The sequence below is a fragment of the Paenibacillus sp. FW126-R14 genome (assembly GCF_058789495.1).
The window spans coordinates 66,482-84,720 of sequence record NZ_JBYTBS010000013.1 but is presented as its reverse complement, the minus strand read 5'-3'; the positions used below and the strand labels follow the sequence as shown (position 1 = coordinate 84,720).

Here is an 18,239-nt window from a genome sequence, read left to right as displayed (position 1 = left end):
GTTTTAACCGGACTTCGGATCGAGCCTGTCACGCAGCGCGTCGCCGAACCAGTTGAAAGCCACAACCGTGACAAAGATCATAAGTCCCGGAGCGACCATCAGCAGCGGATGGCTGGCCATCCATGATTTGCTGTCGTTGATCATCATGCCCCATTCGGCCATCGGCGCCTGCACGCCCAGTCCAAGAAACGACAATTCCGAAATTTGCAAAATAACGGAGCCCATTTGCAAAAATTGCAGCACAATGATTTGGGGCAGCACGAACGGCAATATATGCCTCAGCAGAATACCGAAGCTGGAGACCCCGGTTATTTTCGCCGAGAATACATAGTTTCTTTCCTTTAGGCTAACAGCCATCATCCGAATCATTCTTGCATAACCGGCCCAATGCGCGACAACCAGCGCTGCGACCAGATTCACGACGCCGCCTCCCAGCAAACCGGCAATGGCAAGCGCGAAAATGAAGCTCGGAAATGCTAAGAACAGATCGCAAACACGCATGAGCAGCCGATCGAGCCACCCTCCTAGGTAGCCTGCTGCGATTCCGATCGTCAGACTCAGCGCGGTTGTGATCGCGATAACGACGAAAGCCGCAACGAGCGAAACACGTGTACCGGCAATGATTCGCGACCATACGCAGCGTCCCAAATGGTCCGTTCCTAGCGGATAATCCCATGAAGGAGCCTGTAATTTATGTACAATATCAACCTCATACGGATCATGCGGCATGAGATGCGGCGCCAGCACGGCAATCATGGCGAGCACCAGCAAACAGCCTCCGCTAACGATCAGCGCCGCAGAGCGATAAAACGTCAGGCTCAACCGTTCACTCATGCCGCCGTCCCCCTTTCTCTCGAATACGCGGATCTACGAAGGCGCACACCGTGTCCGCAAGCAAATTGATGACGACAAAAAACAGGCCGGTCAGCAAAACAAAACATTGCACGACGGCATAATCCCGGTTCACCATTGACTCCATGATGTAGCGGCCGATGCCCGGGATAGCAAACACATTTTCAACAATGACCGTTCCACCGAGCAAATGCCCGAGCGTAATGCCCAGCGACGTAATGATGGGCAGCAGCGTGCTCTTTCCGACGTGACGAAGCATAATCAGCGGCTCCTTCACCCCGCGCGACCGTGCGTACCAAACGTGAGGCTGCTCCAAATGTTCCAACATGCCCGTTCGGATAAGCCGGATATAGTAGGTGCTGTAAATGAGCGCCAGGGTCAGGGAGGGCAGCACCAGATGAGCCGCCGTTCCCCTTCCCATAAGCGGGAATAAGTCCCATTTTAATCCCAGCCAATAGACTAAAATAAAGGCGAGCCAAAAGCTCGGCATAGAGGCTAGAGCAAATACGCCGAGTTTGGCGATCCGATCAAACCAGCCGTTTCGGCGAATCGCTGACCATATCCCAACGGGGATGCTGATGGCCAGCATCACAACGAAGGAGACAAACGCTAGCTGAGCCGTCGCTTTAAACCTTCCTGCCAATTCAGTCAAAACGGGCTTCTTCGAGATGAATGATGTGCCAAAATCAAGCCGCACCGCATGACCGATCCACTGGGCATATTGTTCGTACACGGGACGATCTAGTCCCAGCTCTTTGCGCGCCGAATCAAGCGCAGCTTCCGTGATGGGAATTTTCGACAGATTCAAGTAAGCTTCCGCCGGATCAACCGGTATAAGCCTGATTAACAGAAAGGCTGCCACCGTGATCCCCATGATCACAACCAGCATGCTGCCCAATCTTCTTGCTAGAAAGTTAATCATGAGGTGCTCCTATTTGATATCAAACATTTGGAATGGAATCTCAAACTGCATCGGATAGAACGAAACTCCGCTCACCTTGTTATTCGCAACGACAACATTCACCGTGTGGGAGATCGGCAAATATACCGCCTGCTCGTGCAGTGTCGTCAAAATGTCCGCGTACAGTTCTTGTCTTCTTTGCTCGTCCGTGCTGATGATCACTTGCGTAATTTTGTCGTCAATCTCTTTTTTCATCGGCAAGCCTGCTTGCGCTTGGTAATCGGCATGCCCAGGCTCCCGCATGGAAGCCACGAACGTATGCGGGTCGTAAGGAATGCCCCATGTTTCGTTGAAAGCCAGGTTAAACGTTCCCTCTTTCTGCCGGTTCGTGAACGCTTGTTTCTCTTCGCCGATCATATTGCCTTTGATCCCGATTTTGCGCCATTCTCCTTGCATATACTCAAAAATCGTCTTCTGCACTTGGTCGTTGCTGTCATAGGCGAGATCCAGTTCCAGCACTTTCCCGTCTTTTTCACGGAACGTTTTGCCGCTCTCCAGCTTCCAGCCCGCTTCATCCAGCAGCGATTTCGCTTTTTCCAAATTATACGCATAGGGCTGCAATTTCACGTTGGTATAGGGAAGTGTTGGCGGGAAAAGCGTATCCGCCGGCTTCTCGATGCCGTTAAGCACATGCTCGATAACCGTATTTTTATCAAATGCGTATTCCAACGCTTGACGGACTTGCAGATCCCGAGTCGGACCTCTGTTCGAATTCACGGCCAGCACGCGCGTGGAAAGCGGCTCGGAGACCATCGTCAAATACTTGCCAGTATCCTTCATTGACTTAAATGCAGCAGGCGACAGCTGAGCGCTCCCGAAAATCATATCGATTTCCTTCTTTTCCAGCGCCATCGCACGGGCTTGCGGATCAGGGATGATTTTGATCGTCACTTTATCCAGCTTCGGCTTCGTTCCCCAATAATGTTCGTTGCGAGTAAACACCGCATATTCGTCTTTTCGATAATCGGACAGTACCCATGGGCCCGTTCCTATCGGCTTTTTAATCGTCTCAGCCGTATTCCCGTCATCAGGAAACCCGGCATTGCCGAGCATACGCATGGGACGAATGAGCGCAAGCTCCTGCAAAAACGGATAATACGCATCTTTCAATTCGATCTTGAAAGTTTGCGAATCGACGATTTCCGTCTGTTTGATTTCATTGATCGATCCCAGCCAGCTGTGCCGCTTTCCATTCGCCAGCAGGGCATCGAAGTTCTTCTTTATATTAGCGGCATCAAGCTCCGAACCGTCTGAGTATTTCACCCCTTTGCGCAATTGAAATGTGTACGTTTTTCCGTCCGGCGTTACACGCCAACTCTCTGCAAGAGCCGGCTGAATATCGCCCTTCACGCCATACTGCACAAGCGGTTCGTACACCATGGCTTGCGCGAAAAGCTCATTCGGCGCATACAGGTGCGGGTTTAAGCTGCCGATATCTTTAGCCCAAGAGAGCGTAATCGCTTTCAGCTTTGCCTCATCCTTCTGTGCGGTCGAATCGGTATTCGCAGTCGTAGAACATCCGGCCAGAATGGCCGCACATATTAGCGCCAAAGCAAAAGTTTTCGTTCCCCATAACTTCATTTTGCTTGCCCCCTCATTTTCATTTAAGTGTAATAATTACTATTATAAATTGTGTTAATAGTAATCATTACTAATATAGATGTCTTTCTACTGAATTTCAAGACATTAAATAGCTTTAAGATCACTTCTGTGACAAAACCATGAACAGCTCTAGCACAGAAGTGACCAATTAAACGGAGTGAGGACTACAATGCACGATCTTTACGGCAAAAAGGCATGAGTTCGGTATATCCATGGACTCACGCCTTTTAGTCAATCTTATATATGCCAAAGGCAGGATTATCCCTCTCCATTGTTCGGGTATAAGCACGAAAGATGAGTGTGCCGTCTTCCTCATGGGAAAGCACTTCAATCTCGTCTATCTTCAGTTGACGGTTCACGGAAATGGTTTGACCGTTTGGCTGCAGCAGACTAAGCTCCCCCTCTGATAAAACCATTTCGACCGTTAATGTAGTCCCCTGTAATAGGTCTGCTCGTCAACCACCAAGTTCCATTTGGATTTGGTTGAACACTGGAGATGGGCCAATGAGCGAACCCATTCAAAGGTACGGGTCGTTCATTGCCATCCACGAAGAAATAACGGTAATAGGTAAAAATGTCCGGTAAAATCTTATTATTAGTGTCCGTCTCTACGATCGATAGGATCTTTCTTCCTGATCCAAGATCAAACCATGCTTCCTTATACGCTAAGCCTGCGTAAGAACGTTCCATGAATCCCTCTGAAGAAGATGTACCGTCCTGCGGCATAGGCATCAACGAGAGCAGCTCTTGCCCTCTGTAATAGAATGTTTTCTCCTTCCGTTCGATAGACGCAGAGTCCGGCGAAGCGAATTCCGCTTTCGTCAGCGGTTCGGCATTTGCTCTTGGCGGCAGGGCGGAAACCTGCTGATTCTCCTCTTCGGTCAAAAGTGATGGTTGTTCGGTTAATGATTTCCTGATTTTGAACATTTGTAAGCCAGAGTAAAGGTACAGGTAATCGGCGGAGTCGTTGACGAAGGAATATAGGTAGTGACGCTGCGGACCTACGACGGAGAACCCGTCTTTAGGATTCCAGAACAAATTCATAAAGAATTCGTCATGCATGAAATGCCAGGTCATCGGAAAGTAGGTAATATCCCGGAAACTTAGCAGCGGATATTCCTCCGCTTGATTGTCGATCGCTTTGTCGTTCACAAAGACGGGATACGTCACGAGTTCCGCTGTATACGTTGGTTTCTTGTTGCTGCCGTTCTTATCCCCAGCAGGCGGTTCCTGATAGTGATTTCCTCGTGCATAAACGTGAAGACCTTGCGAGTCGCTCCACGTATACTCCAAAGACAAAGAGCGGGTATAATCCCAGGTTAATGGCAAATAAGTAATGTCTTTGTAGACGATAGGCGGGTATTGGGCTTTGGACGGATCGATGATTCCCCCGTTTATTTGTACAGGGAAACTGGGTATACTGACTTTCACCGAATTGCCGGCAGCGTAAGAGGCTGACGTAAGTTGATCGCTTAACAACAGTGCGGCGGCGGTTGTGAGAGCAGCGAGTTTTCGGGGACCGAGCTTCTTCATTAGGGCTTCACCTCATGGCGTATTGTTTAATAAATTAAACGCCAATATTATACGGAAGTTACTATTTTTACAAAAGCTTAACCTGCGAGCCGTCACTTACAGCAAAAAAAGAACGGCTGAATGTTCAGCCGTTCGGTGGTGCAATAACCATTTATGCCTGTTCCAAATAAACCGGATTTGTGAAAGCGATCATCGTTCGACAGCCCGCAATCACACCGTACAGCTCCGCCCGCAGCCAAGTCATCCCGTCCACGCTCAGCTTGCAGGTGACCGCCTCACCGCTGTATGGCAATGTAAGCTTGGCGACTGTGCCTTGATTGCTATTCAGTTCTACGGTAAACAATTGATCGTGCAGCTGCCAATATCCGGCTCTTGCCGACATGTCCAGCCGCACAGTCACTTCCCACTCCGTATGAAGATCCCGGACTGCCGCCACATCGCCAATCCCGTAAGAAACGCTTTGATCTGAGGTAAGCTCAAGCAAGAGCAGCGGCCCCATCGTAACGCTGACAGCCCCGGCGCGAATGGCTTCAACAACATGACGATCCTCACCATATGGTGCGGTGCTATGCGCCAACTGTAAATACGTTACGGCAACAGGGTCCGATGTCGGGACGGAATCATGCCAATCCCGCCCGCAAACAGCCGCGATCCGGCAGCCTTCATTCAACAAATTCGTCCACATTTGAAAAGCCCGCTGATTGCTCGTTAATATCGATGGCATCGTATACGACCATACTTCGATATAATCGATATCATGCCAGTTGGAAACCTCGTACTCCCAATAGCAGCCCGTGCAGATCGGGTTGCCGATGCGGAAGGGATGTGCAATGCCGACAATTCCACCCTGCCGGTGAACGCGCTCAATGCCCTTGTGAATATCCCGAATGCCGAGATCACGCCAATCGACATAATGCTCGATGCCCAGCATAAGCAGATGTCCGTAAAACGTAGTCCACTCCATGCCGCGAACAATATGTAAACCTGCCGCATCCTGCACGGCGTCCCGGTTCAAGAGCGGCGACATCGTATTATGATCGGTCATCGCGATGCCGTGCAGCCCCAGCTCCTTGGCGCTTGCCGCCAATTCTCCCAGGGTATGCCGACCGTCACTGTGAAAGGTATGCGTGTGAAGCTCGTAGGGAAGCCACTTTGCATTCATAGGTTCTCCTCCGATCCTAACACCATGAGCTCATAATCGCATGTTTCCGTTACGATCGCATGAAAACTTAACGTAACCTGCCATTCTCCCGGGTGAATCGCACCGGGTAGCAAGCCCGGAGACGCTTCGCTCTCCGATACCGTTAAAATTTGAAAATCCGCTTTTCGGTGGCATGCTCCACGGAATTCAACCGGATCATCGAGCGAAACGGTCATTAAATTTTTGAGCGGCAAATATTTTCTCCAGCTGTCCGGGTCCGGTATTTCGCCTTCCCCTGCATATCGGTGCTGACTTTCCATGATGATATGCTTCGCCCGCTCTTCGTTCGATTCGCTGCCTGGCGAATAATTCAGTTTAACAATCAATTTCCGGCATGCCTCCGGAACGGAGAAGCGGTAGCTTCGGTGCGTTTGCGTCTCCCGAGACGACAGCGTTTCCTTGATCTCAAGCAATACTTTCATTCGTCTTCTTACCTTTCTATGAAGTCATTGACCCTGATCGCTGAAAGTAGCCAAGCGACTCCTTCAGCCCTGAGGACATCTCTTTTAGTTGTTCGGCAGTGCCGGACAGCTTGCCGCTAATGTGAAGCTGGCTGGCCGTCTCCTCCGAAACTGCAAGCGCAGAAGCCGATGTTTCTTCGGAGATGGCGCAAACGTTAATCATCGCTTTGGACAGTACATCTTGTGAATGGCGGAGGTTTTCAATGGCGCTGTCGACGTTTTCCAAGTAATCGTTTAATGTGATCATCTGATCGTGGACCACGCCGAATCGCTGGTCGGCATGACGAACAGCTTCAAATTGACGCAGGAAGACGGGTCTCGACTCATCGATGGCAGACATCGTCTCCTCCATATCCGTTTGAATTTGTGTGGCGATGCGGCCGACTTGCTCGATGGAACGGTTCGCCTCCTCCGACAGCTTGCGGATTTCGGAGGCAATCACCATAAAGCCTTTTCCATGAACGCCGGATCTGGCAGCTTCAATGGCAGCGTTTAACGCCAACACATTCGTTTGCCCCGTCATTTGTTTCAGCAGTTTGACGATTTGCGAGACGGCATTCGTGCTTTCCGCCAGTCTCATCACACGGCCTTGCAATGAATCTGTCACTTGCTCAACCGTGCGGTTGTTCGCAACAACTTCCTCCATGTACTGTTTTCCTTCTTTACTGGCTTGTTTCACCCAGCTCGCCGATTCGTCGATCTTCCGGCTGACGTGGATCACTTGTTCGGTCTGCTCAAGAACGGCCTGCGACATTTCGCTTGCCCGCTCGGCTTCCTTCGTAAGCAGTTTAGTCGCTTCGGCAATTTGCGACGTCGACTCGGCATTATTGTGCGCAGAGCTCGTCGTTTCCTTGGCACCGCTTCTCACGGTGTCCGCAAGCGTCAACACATCGCCGGCGGACTTGTTTGCTTCATCGGCAAGCTTCTGGATCAGCTGCATCATGAGATTGAAGCTCTCGCCGACGGCTCCGATTTCGTCGGATCGCCCGAAATGAACGCGAATAGACAGATCGCCTTCCGTCCCCTGACGCATCTTATCTTTTAAAACGCGTAGCGGCTTTCCGATGAATCCCGCCACATAGAAGCCAAGCCCTCCTGCGGCAATCGCTGCAGCCGCCACAATCAGCAGGATGACATTGAGCACGTAGCTCGCGCCTTTCAATAATTCATTCATCGAAATGGTGCTTACCACCGTCCAGCCTAACCGCTCATCGGACAGTTGATCGTAGACGACCAATTGCCCGCCAGCCTGTCCGCTTGTGAGCACATAAGCTCCGGCTTTTTCCGTCGAATTCTGTGCGCCTTTCAGAAGATCCGCGTAATTGGCCGTATCGTCTGCGCCTTGCAGCGCCCCCGTCGCGAACACCGTTTCGTGCTGGCGGTCAATCAGACGGTTTACTCCTGTTGTTCCAAGCTGAATCGAATCCAATTGATTGATAAAAACATCCTTCTTGATTTCCATTACGACATAAGCAATCGTTTGCTTTGTGAGAGGATCCTTAATGGTACGGGCTAGCCCTAATGAAGCGGCATCAGCGCTAAGTTCCTTCGGTTGAATCCAAACAACGCTTTGGTCATCCGTCTTCAATAAGCCATACCAAGCCGTATCCGCTGCGGAAGAACTTCCTTGTTGCAGCGAACGGCTATTGTTTCCCGTTAACACGATTTCCTTGGCATCCGGGCCGTAAAGCTTTATTCCGTCAAGCGAGGAATCCCTGAACAGGACGTCTTCCATTCTTGTTTTGAGCGCCTCCCACTGGCTCGTCCGTGCAGAGGTCCCCGCAGCGCTTCCCAAATACGTTTTAATCTCGCTCTGCAGGTCCCGATCCACCGCAAACTGGAACGAGAACGTTTCAAAGCTGCCAAACAGCATGTCCAGCTTCTCTCTCGCTTGAATAATCATTTGCTTGGAAGCTGACGCCACTTGCCGCTCCAGCATACTCCTCTCCACCTGGTAAGAAGCATAACCGGCAGCAGAGACAAACAGCGTGATACATATGAAAAAGAGGATAAAAAGCTTAACACCGACTGAACTCGTGAGCTTCCGCTGCAAATCTGAAACCAGTATTTTGCGTCTATGTTCCATCCATGTGATCAAGCGCTTCTCTCCCCTGTCCTTTCACCTTCATGCAAACCAATAAGCCCGCTCTTCCGGCACGCCAACGCAGTACTTGCCCGGCGCCTGCATCTTCTGGGCATCGACAAAAAAGATTTGTCCGCCTGCCGTCACCAAATGACGGTAGCTCGAACCGATAAACAGATGACTTTTCACTTCCGCATGAAAATAGACAAAACCATCCCGGCTGCGAACATCCGGGTAAGCGGCCGAAGCGGGAAGACTAGCGTCTTCAGGCAGCAGCTGCGCATCTTCCGCGCGAATGACGAGCTGCTTGTGCTCGCCGTCTTTCGAAACCGTGAGCGTATGGCTCTCCCCCATAAATTGAGCCGAGAACAAGGTAGCCGGCCGGTAATACACATCGCTCGGCTTACCTGCCTGCTCGACGCGTCCATCCTTCATAATGACGAGATGATCCGCCATGGACAGGGCCTCTTCCTGATCATGCGTGACATACAAGGCCGTAATGCCGAAGGCTTGCTGAATATCGCGAATTTCGACGCGAAGGCGCGATCTGACTTTGGCATCCAAGTTAGAGAGAGGTTCGTCCATCAAGAGTAAATTCGGCTCGATCACGAGCGCCCGCGCCAAAGCGATCCGCTGCTGTTGACCGCCGGAAAATTGCTGCGGCTTCCGGTGTTTGATTTCCTGCACGGGAATTTCCACTTTGCGCAGCACGTCGAATACTTTTTGCTCAATGACATCCTTCTTGACTTTGCGAAGCTTCAATCCGTAGGCAACGTTGTCAAAGACGGACATATGGGGCCATAAGGCATAGTTCTGAAAAACCATCGTCGCTCCGCGTTCGCTCGAAGGCGCATGCGTGACGTCTTTGTCTCCAAAACGAATGGTGCCTGAATCGATATCGTGAAAGCCGGCGAGCGCGCGCAGCAGCGTCGTTTTGCCGCAGCCGCTCGGGCCGACAATCGCGGTAAAACCGCCTTGCGGCAGGGAAAGTGAAATATTTTCGATCCCACGGCTTTTACCATATTGTTTTGATACATTCTCTAGTCGGATCTCCATAACTATCCCCTTCCAAAAGCGGCCATATATTCAGATTTCATAAATCGCTGCATCAGCAGCAGCAGAAAGACGCCGGGTATCATCAGAAGCAGGCCTGTCACGGATGCCGTCTGCATCTCGTACCCCATGGCCGAATTATACATATACACCGGCATTGTCGAGATGAAGGGCGAACCGATCAGCAAGCTTCCTGTGAACTCGTCGAGTGAGTACAGAAACACCAGCAATGATGCCGCAATGATGCCAGGAACGGCCATCGGCAGCGTGATGGTAAAAAAGGTGCGCAGCCGGGAGGCACCGAGATTCACCGCCGCATCTTCCAAAACAACCGAAATATGCTGGAACACGGACACCATTGTCCATACAGAAAACACGATTGCGCCCACCAGATGGATAAGCGTTACGCCTGTAATCGTGCCTACAAGATCCCATTTGTACATCGACGTCATGACGTTAGTAAAAACCGGAAGCTGAGGAAAAGCTTGCGGCAGTAAGAAAAGCAGCAGCAGCAGCGATTTTCCCGGAATGCGAAAGCGCGCAAACAAATAAGACAGCGGCACACAAAGAACAATACTTATGAAGGTTACCAAAAAAGCAATGCCGAAGCTTGTGGAGAGCGCGGTCAGCATTTTCCCGTCAAACACTTTCGCCCAGTACTTGAATCCCCAGTCCTGGGGGAGCATATGCGGCCAGTACCATTTTTCGGCGAATGACCACAGAATCAAACTGGAAATCGGTCCGAAAATCATAAAGATGGAAAACGCATAAATCGACAGTCGTATAACCAGGGACAGCAGTCCGCGTGATTTCCTGTTATTGATCGCTTGGGTTGAGTCCGCATTCATGACTTGGCCACCTTCTTCACATAGTAGATCGCCGCTCCGAGCGATGCGATATAAGAGATGACGCCGAGCGCATTGGCAGCTCCGGAATTATGCATAAAAACGAGCTCATAATACAAATCGACCATCAGCATCTGGTGGCCTCCGCCGTCGCCAAGCATAGCGGGAATGGAGAAATTGCCAATCAAGGAGGTGAACGTCAGAACGCCTGCCACGCCGATCGTCCCCCAAGACATCGGAATCATCATATCCTTAATCAAGCGAAAACTGCCCGCACCGACATTGCGCGCCGCTTCTAAATAGCTGCCGTTGATGCCTCGGAACGCGCCCATGAACAGTAGCAGCGTGAGCCCCATGCTTTTCCAAACCAGCGCCGTTATGAGACCGACAGTGGAAAAGGCGACACTGGGCATCGCATCCGGGTTGAACAGCCCTGTTGCGGAAAGCAATGAGTTCAGCGTGCCGTGCGGTGCGAGAAAGACCCGCATCGCATGACCGACGACGACAAACGGCACGAACAGAGGTATTTTGAACAAAAACTCAACGAAAGGATCGGCTTTCAGCCGCAGCCAGCCCGCAAGAAAAGCCGCCAAAATAAGTACCAGCACGAGACTGATCAAACAAACGAAAATGGTAAAAAGGAAGTCTCCGGAATATGAGGTAAGAACATTCACATAGTTGTCCATTGTCCATTGGCTGTTTTTGTCACGAAAGCTTCCCAGCAGGGAATCAAGAAACGGATACAGAAAGAGCCCCACAACAATAAGTGTGGCTGGAGCCACCATCGCGATTCCAGCCAACCAACGGATCCAGGACGAAGCGCCAATTGATGCGGTATTCGGTCGAGACATTGGCTTCATCCCCTCCCATGCATTAATTTTTTTCAAAAGCCCCTTGATAATCACCTAAAAACTGCGCCAACGGGAACTGCAGCCCGCGCTTGTTCAGATCTTCTGCAGAAACATCTTTAAACAGCTTTTTCTTCGCATCTTCGCTAACGCTCGGCAGCACCGATTCCGCATTGATGCCAGGGTACCAGCTGAATTGGCCGACGATGACCTTCGCTTGAATTTCCGGAGACGTCATGAAATCTGCATATGTTAGAGCCGCCTCTTTATTTTTCGCATTTTTCGGAATTACAACGTAGAGCGGTTGTCCCGGCATACCCGGATCCGTCAGTTTCAGACCGAAATTCGGGTTCATACGGCCGTCTGCAACCCATTGATTGAACATATCGACCCATACCGGCCCCATGTCGATCTCGCCACGGTTAAGCATGTCCAGCGTACCGTTGTTTCCGTTCGTATAAACGACTGGCAGCGCCTTTAACTGCTTGATGATGTCCGGCCATTTCTTCTCGAGATCCGCGTTGAAAGGACCTTCGGTTAATGCCTTGTAGTCATTGCTCTTTGCATAGAGATATGCCGTCGCGAACGCTACGCCGCTCATGCCGTTTTTGATGCCGTTATAGCCAAAACGCTTCGGATTGGCTTGAATCCACTTTTCAATCTCGTCGATCGTTTTCGGCACCTGTTTCACTTTATCGGGATTGTAAGCAAAGGCAACTTGGCTGTGATAAAGCGGAATCACGTAGCCGTCCACGTTAGTTCCCAAGCTGTTTTTACTGTCGGCAGAGACGACAGCGGCCTTATTCGCGGACATCGGAACCCATTTCTCGATGAGATCGTTGTCGATTAGCGATTGCATCGCGCTTTGATGAACGATGGCAACATCGATATCCCATTCTTTCTTGCCCGCATCTTTCTGCGCTTTCAGCTTTTCGAAAATTTTCTGTGATCCAGCGTCTCCAGGGCCTGTACCGACTACGTTAACGTTAGCATCTGCAAATTTTTTCTTGAGTTCTGGAATCATGTACTTCTCTTGGAGCTCCGTCATATTCGTATCGCCGGCTGTCGCAACATTGAGCGCCATCTTCACATTGCTTGCCGGCTTGGCTGAAGCGGCCGGGCTTGCAGAAGCAGAGGGGCTTACCGCTGCTGTTTTCGATTCGTTCCCCCCGCAGCCGGTCAATAATGTTGTTAGCGTCGTACCTACCAATACAAGTGTGGTCCATGGTTTCTTCATTTCTCTCTGCCTCCTAGTTCGAATTAAATGCACATTGACGCTCTTTAGTTGTCTAGACTTCATTCACCCTCAGTATGCAGGAGAATTGTTAACTGCATATCATTGGAATGTAAATGTTTTATAAATGTTGTCTATACATCTCCTCCTCGAACGACCGCGGCGCATTAATGCTCCGCTGCAAAGGGAGGAGCTTGCAAAAAAACCTCTGCCAACCCGCGAAAAGCGAGCCGACAGAGGTTTTATCATGCGATCATGCAACGTGCGCCGTTACGAAAAGCGTTCAACCCAAAACTGAAAGACATCATTGCGAAAATAATCGCAAGCATAAAAAATCGGAAAATTATTTTCATCAAAATGCGTCTGCTTCATTTGCAAAACAGTCGTCGTGGGGTGTACCGTCAAGCTCTGAACCCTCGCATCTGTCTGCAGCGGAACCGTAATTTCCGTATGGCTGCGCTTAATCTTAATGCCGAGCTTCTGCTCCAAAAATTGAAACATCGAGCCGCCGAAGCTTTCCTCGTTAAAGGCTTCCCCTACAATAGACTGCGGTAAAATATAGAAAGAAGTCATGACCGGCTCATGATCCGCTGTGCGGACCCGTTCAAGCACCACAACCGGCTCCCCTTCCCTGAGATTGAGAATGGCCGCCCATTCCTCCGTACAAGAAGCGTAGCTGACAGACAACTGCTGATCCCCTTCCTGACGTCCGGAAATTCGGATCATTTCACTTGTCGATTGCAGCCGGGAAAGATCACTCGGAATTTTATCGAGCTGTCTGATGACAAATGTGCCTACTCCGTGCTGAACGCGAATTTTACCTTCTTCCTCCAGCTTTTTGACCGCGGCTCGAAACGTTTCGCGGCTTACGCCGAATTTGCTGGCCATCTCGGGCTCTGAGGGAAATTTATAGCCAACTTTCAGTTCGCCTTGTTCAATCTGTGTACTGATTTCATCGCGAATTTGCATATATCTTGGATACATCGCTTCCTCCTGAACGGCAAGTATATTTCTATCTAATCTTCATGCTGTCATGCTTGAGCGCAACTCTATGGTTTTATCATGAAAGGCTGCTGCTCGCTTGTCAACCTGACCGATAACGAAATCTTGTCTAGACCTCTTATTATGAGCATAATTTGTTAAGTGAATGTTATCGTAATGCGATTTCCTTGTAAATTTCTTAGTCCGAAAGCAAAGAAAAAAAAGCAGTCCGAGTCGCTCGGCTGCTTTTTTTCCAAGAAATTTGTCTTATCCGTAATAAGGAAATGCACGATTACTTCGTTGCCGCCTGCTTCCACGCTTTGTCCATGCTCTCCAGCATGGCTTGCGGTGTAATCGCCTTCAAATAAACGCCCTGTGCAGAAGTCATCAACTCGCCAGTAGCCGCACTGCCATACAACCAGCCCTGATCGAGGAAAGGATAGCTCTTGCCTGCTGCTACGACCTTCGCAATCTCAGTAAAGGCTTTATCCATATCACCTGTTTCACCTTTAATCGTCATGAACGCCTGCTGGCTTGCCGCCCATTTCTTTTGATTGTCTACCTGGCTCCAAAAGGCAACATATTTTTTAGCTGCGTCAAGCACTTTCGTATCTTTGTTAATCGCTAAAGTAGTTCCGACAGCAGCTGAAGCGACGACATCTTTGCCCGCTGCATTGGAAGGCATCGCGAACATGCCGACATCAAGATCCGGACCTGCCTTTTTAATGCCGGCGAGCGACCAGCTTCCATCAATGTACATGGCCGCATTCCCCTTGGCGAAAGCTTGCTGCGCCTGATCCAGGCTGACTCCTGTGCTTTGAGGCGTCAGATAGCCTTTATCATTGAGCGAGAACCATTTCTGGTTCATATCTTGCCAGCTCTTGGCAAATGTAGCCGTACCATCATTCAACTGTGCATCCAAGTTAGGATTGTCGGCATATACGAGTGCAGGCGCCATCGTGTACAGAGCAGCCAGCGTCATCCAGCCGTCATTGTTTCCGATGGAAATCGGGAGCTTGCCTGCCGCCTTGATTTTCTCCGAGGCCGCGACGAATTCGTCCCAGCTTTTCGGGACCGAGATCGACAGATCGGCGAATAGCTTCTTATTGTAGTACACGCCAAGTACATTCATGTCATTCGGAATGCCGTATACTTTGCCGTTAGCCGAGGTAGCCTTGAGGGAAGCATCTGTAAAATTCTTGATCCATGGCTCTGCGGACAAATCGTACAAGTACCCTGCTTTGCCATAAGCAATAATGTCCGACAGACCCGGATGCAGCATAATGACATCCGATGCGTCAGAGGCTGCAAACCGCGTTTTGATGAACTCTTTGAACTGTCCGCCAGGCATTCCTTCGTATACGACTTTGATGTTCGGATTGTCCTTCATGAACTTGTCATTAAGTTCAGGAATCGCTCCTAGCTCGGAACCGGACTTAAACCCCGTTACTTTCAATACGACTTTCTCCGTGCTGGCGCTAGTTGGGCTTGCGGATACCGCTGCCGGAGCAGCCGAACTTGCGGATGGACTGTTTCCGCCATTGCTGCATGCAGTTAGAGACAATGCTGAGATAAGTGACAATGCCGTGACCAGACTCTTTTTCCCCATTTTTTTCATCCTCCTAAAATTATGAAAGGTTTGATCCCAGCTCTATCTTAGAAAAAATAAGTTCAAAAAAACATGTTCATAAATTCATGTTTGTTCCTTTATTTTCGGAACATTCCTTTTTCCCGCCGGGAGGATCTGCGCCCTTGCAAAACCCCAGAAAATAACGAACGCTTTCCTAAGTTTGCAGCCTTGGCAGCCGCTATGTGTTGCCTATAATTAATTAGGATTATGAACATAAGACAACGAAGGAGACGATTGCCCGTGAAAAGTAACCCCCGTTTTACTCTCGCCTCCCTGTCCATTAACGGATGGGAACGGCCGATCGGCATCGACCCCGCAGCTTTTCATTTCCAGTGGCAACTCGCCTGTGACCGCCGAAGCATCCGGCAAAAAAGCTGCCAAATCTCACTCTTTCCGCTTGAACCTGACGGCTCTCTTGGAGCCGGGCTGTGGGATAGCGGCCCGACGGACACCGTGATGCCCTTCCTGCCATATGACGGGCCTGTCCTTAAACCGCATCAAAGCTACTGTTGGAAACTGCTTGTATGGGAAGAAGACCACCCTGATCCGGCGGAAAGCGAAGCCTCCTTTGTTACCGGCCTTACGCCTGCCGACTGGACAGCCAGCTGGATCTGGAACGGCGAGCCGGCTGCCACCAACCAGTTTGCCTACTTCCGTAAAGAATACATCGTGGAGCAGCCGGTTCTCTCTGCCTATTTATCCATCTCCGCCCATCACTATTTTCAGCTCTTTCTCAATGGAACGCGTGTCGGCGGCTATGTGAGTCCCGCTCCATCCGATCCCCAAAACGGAAAGCTGTATATCACCTACGACATCGCGCCGCTGCTTCGTCCGGACGGCCTTAACTGCTTGGCGGTCACTGCTCTTTATTTGGGCGGAGGCGGGCAAAATACCGTAGACGGCTTGCCTGGTCTAATCGTACAAGCGGATCTCGTCATGAAAAACGGCGAACGGCAGCGCTGGGCTACGGATCCGTATTGGAAACACTTATCAAGCGGCGCTCATCGTTCAGGGACACCTTTTCAACAAAACCGGAGAATCTCCCCCATAGAAGATGTCGATGCGCGCAAGCTGTCCTCCTCGTGGACCCAATATGGTTATCGCGATACCGAATGCTCCCCTGCCGAGTTATCTCCTGCCGCCGAAGCCGGATGGCGTTTGACACCGCAGCGAATTCCCGAAGGGGGCATCGATGACATCTTCGTACCCAAGCTTGTCCGTTCGGAGCTTAACGCTGACGGCTGCCTGCAAATTTACGATGCCGAATGCATCGTGTCCGGATGGGTCCGCTTGCGTCTTCCCGGCATCCGTGGCGCCACGGTCCGTTTGCGTTATGCGGAGCAGCTTGCAGCGGATGGAGGCGTGGAACGCAAAGTATGCAACGAAACATCCGAACATTACTACGATCAATATACGATGCGTGGCGATGATATGGAAGAGTGGGAAGCCGCATTTACCTACAAAGCGTTCCGCTATATCGAAGTGACGGGCTACCCTGTCCCGCTTCAAGGCGATCAGATCCACGTGACAGCCATGCGAACGGGACTGCCGGAAGATGGGCTGTTCCACAGCTCGGATCCATTCTTGAACGCTCTTCACGAAGCTTGTGTACGGACACAGAAGAACAATATACTGGGTCAAATTGTAGACTGTCCTCACCGAGAGCAAGCTCAATATTTGGCCGACAGCGATTTGCAAGCCGAGCTGCTGCTTTATCATTTCGATTCGGCAGCCGCGATGTTGGAAAAGACGCTTGCCGACTTCACGGCAGCGCAGAAGCCGGATGGAGCTTTTCCTTTTGTAGCTCCCAGCAATGACGAACACCCTGATTTCGCTATCCGCATTCCTGAATGGGATTTGCATTTTGTTACTCTGCTCTGGAAAGTTTACGAGGCAACTGGAGACGCCGGCTTCATCCGACGGCACTATGATGCCGCGAGACGCTCTGTTGCTTACTGGCTCTCTTTCTGCGGAGCGGACGGCCTTCTGCCCAAGAGCGCGTGGTGGCATATCAGCGATTGGCCTTACCCGACCGTTGACGACAGCGGCGCTGTACTGACGGTTCAGAACACGAAGCTCTATCAGGCTTTGCTGCTGCTGGGGCAAATGTCGGCTATTGCAGGATTGGATCAAGATAGCGAGTCATGGACGGCAGCATCCAAGCGTCTCGCCGAAAGCATCGCCAATCAGCTGTTTGATCCTGAGTCTAACGGATTCATGGACAGTTTGGGATCGCCCGCCAGGCATCAAGGGGTAAATGCCTTAGCTATGTTAGCTGGGCTCGCACCCCAGACAGCCGATCGATCGGCCATGCTGAGACGCATCGCCGAACAGCCGTGGGAAGCGCGAACCGTTCTGTCCCTGCCTCTGCTGCGTTTGCTGTTCGAGCAAGGATTCGCCGATAAGGCTTTCGCTCTGCTGCGCAAATCGGAGTATCCCGGATGGGGCTACATGATCGCGCAAGGCTCCCCCACCATGTGGGAGGGCTGGGACGATATCGAATCTCACAGCCACGCATGGAACGGTTATCCCGCCCGGCTGCTAACCGAATATGTAGCCGGCATTCAAATCGCGGCTCCCGGATTCGCCACTATCCGCTTCCAGCCTTATTGCCCGGAGGGCCTTGAATATGCCGAAGCACGCGTCCCCACCCCCTTCGGAATGACGAGTGCAAAGTGGGAGCGCCGAATCCAAAATAAGAGCCTCAAGATGACATTTGCTGTGCCCGCCGGGGCTCAAGCAGAATTACGGCTGACCCCGCTCTCTTTGGCTAAGGGGCTGGACGCGCTGCAAATCTATGAAGAGAACGCGGGGCAACTCGTATGGAAGGAAAATAAATTTTACGCCGAAGGCACGGAAGGGTTGCTGAGCGGGGAGCGGCTTCCAGATACTGTAACCCTCCGGTTCGGATCGGGAACCTACAGCTTTATTGCGTTCTGAGCACAGAAAAGCGGA

At 50.9% G+C, this 18,239-nt stretch carries 15 protein-coding genes; 1 reads left to right on the top strand and 14 read right to left on the bottom strand.

What is annotated here, in order from left to right; all coding sequences use genetic code 11:
* Window positions 1-3: 3 nt before the first annotated feature.
* From nikC to AC3WRW_RS11470, 14 genes are all read right to left on the bottom strand, one after another.
* Window positions 4-834, bottom strand: coding sequence for a nickel transporter permease (nikC, locus tag AC3WRW_RS11535; protein WP_492546463.1), 831 nt, complete (start codon window positions 832-834; stop codon window positions 4-6).
* Entirely contained in the window at window positions 827-1,774 is a 948-nt protein-coding gene (gene nikB, locus AC3WRW_RS11530) for a nickel ABC transporter permease (protein ID WP_492546462.1), read from the bottom strand. The genes nikC and nikB overlap by 8 nt, the downstream gene beginning before the upstream one ends.
* A 9-nt stretch (window positions 1,775-1,783) precedes the next feature.
* On the bottom strand, window positions 1,784-3,394 hold the full coding sequence (gene nikA, locus AC3WRW_RS11525; protein ID WP_492546461.1) for a nickel ABC transporter substrate-binding protein: 1,611 nt from the start codon (window positions 3,392-3,394) through the stop codon (window positions 1,784-1,786).
* 248 nt (window positions 3,395-3,642) lie between these two features.
* Window positions 3,643-3,831 carry a hypothetical protein gene (locus AC3WRW_RS11520; protein ID WP_492546460.1) on the bottom strand — a complete coding sequence of 63 codons (189 nt, stop codon included), beginning with the start codon at window positions 3,829-3,831 and terminating at the stop codon, window positions 3,643-3,645.
* Window positions 3,806-4,948: a hypothetical protein gene (locus AC3WRW_RS11515; protein ID WP_492546459.1), complete on the bottom strand. Its 1,143-nt coding sequence runs from the start codon at window positions 4,946-4,948 to the stop codon at window positions 3,806-3,808. Before AC3WRW_RS11515 ends, AC3WRW_RS11520 begins: the two co-directional genes overlap by 26 nt.
* A gap of 151 nt (window positions 4,949-5,099) precedes the next feature.
* A complete protein-coding gene (locus AC3WRW_RS11510; protein ID WP_492546458.1) occupies window positions 5,100-6,110 on the bottom strand; it encodes a CehA/McbA family metallohydrolase in 1,011 nt (336 codons plus the stop codon).
* Window positions 6,107-6,571, bottom strand: coding sequence for a hypothetical protein (locus AC3WRW_RS11505; protein WP_492546457.1), 465 nt, complete (start codon window positions 6,569-6,571; stop codon window positions 6,107-6,109). Before AC3WRW_RS11505 ends, AC3WRW_RS11510 begins: the two co-directional genes overlap by 4 nt.
* A gap of 16 nt (window positions 6,572-6,587) precedes the next feature.
* Window positions 6,588-8,708 (bottom strand): methyl-accepting chemotaxis protein, encoded by a 2,121-nt coding sequence (locus AC3WRW_RS11500; protein ID WP_492546456.1) that lies wholly within the window; start codon window positions 8,706-8,708, stop codon window positions 6,588-6,590.
* A 27-nt stretch (window positions 8,709-8,735) separates the two neighbouring features.
* A complete protein-coding gene (locus AC3WRW_RS11495) occupies window positions 8,736-9,749 on the bottom strand; it encodes an ABC transporter ATP-binding protein (protein ID WP_492546455.1) in 1,014 nt (337 codons plus the stop codon).
* Window positions 9,750-9,751: 2 nt separating this feature from the next.
* A complete protein-coding gene (locus AC3WRW_RS11490; protein WP_492546454.1) occupies window positions 9,752-10,594 on the bottom strand; it encodes an ABC transporter permease in 843 nt (280 codons plus the stop codon).
* Window positions 10,591-11,442: an ABC transporter permease gene (locus AC3WRW_RS11485; RefSeq protein ID WP_492546453.1), complete on the bottom strand. Its 852-nt coding sequence runs from the start codon at window positions 11,440-11,442 to the stop codon at window positions 10,591-10,593. Before AC3WRW_RS11485 ends, AC3WRW_RS11490 begins: the two co-directional genes overlap by 4 nt.
* A gap of 22 nt (window positions 11,443-11,464) precedes the next feature.
* Window positions 11,465-12,676, bottom strand: a complete 1,212-nt coding sequence (locus AC3WRW_RS11480; protein WP_492546452.1) for an extracellular solute-binding protein — start codon at window positions 12,674-12,676, stop codon at window positions 11,465-11,467.
* A gap of 267 nt (window positions 12,677-12,943) precedes the next feature.
* Window positions 12,944-13,657, bottom strand: a complete 714-nt coding sequence (locus tag AC3WRW_RS11475) for a GntR family transcriptional regulator (RefSeq protein ID WP_492546451.1) — start codon at window positions 13,655-13,657, stop codon at window positions 12,944-12,946.
* 289 nt (window positions 13,658-13,946) lie between these two features.
* Entirely contained in the window at window positions 13,947-15,263 is a 1,317-nt protein-coding gene (locus tag AC3WRW_RS11470) for an ABC transporter substrate-binding protein (RefSeq protein WP_492546450.1), read from the bottom strand.
* Between the two features lie 261 nt (window positions 15,264-15,524).
* Between AC3WRW_RS11470 and AC3WRW_RS11465 the strand changes: the two genes are divergently transcribed.
* Entirely contained in the window at window positions 15,525-18,224 is a 2,700-nt protein-coding gene (locus AC3WRW_RS11465; protein WP_492546449.1) for a family 78 glycoside hydrolase catalytic domain, read from the top strand.
* Window positions 18,225-18,239 lie beyond the last annotated feature (15 nt).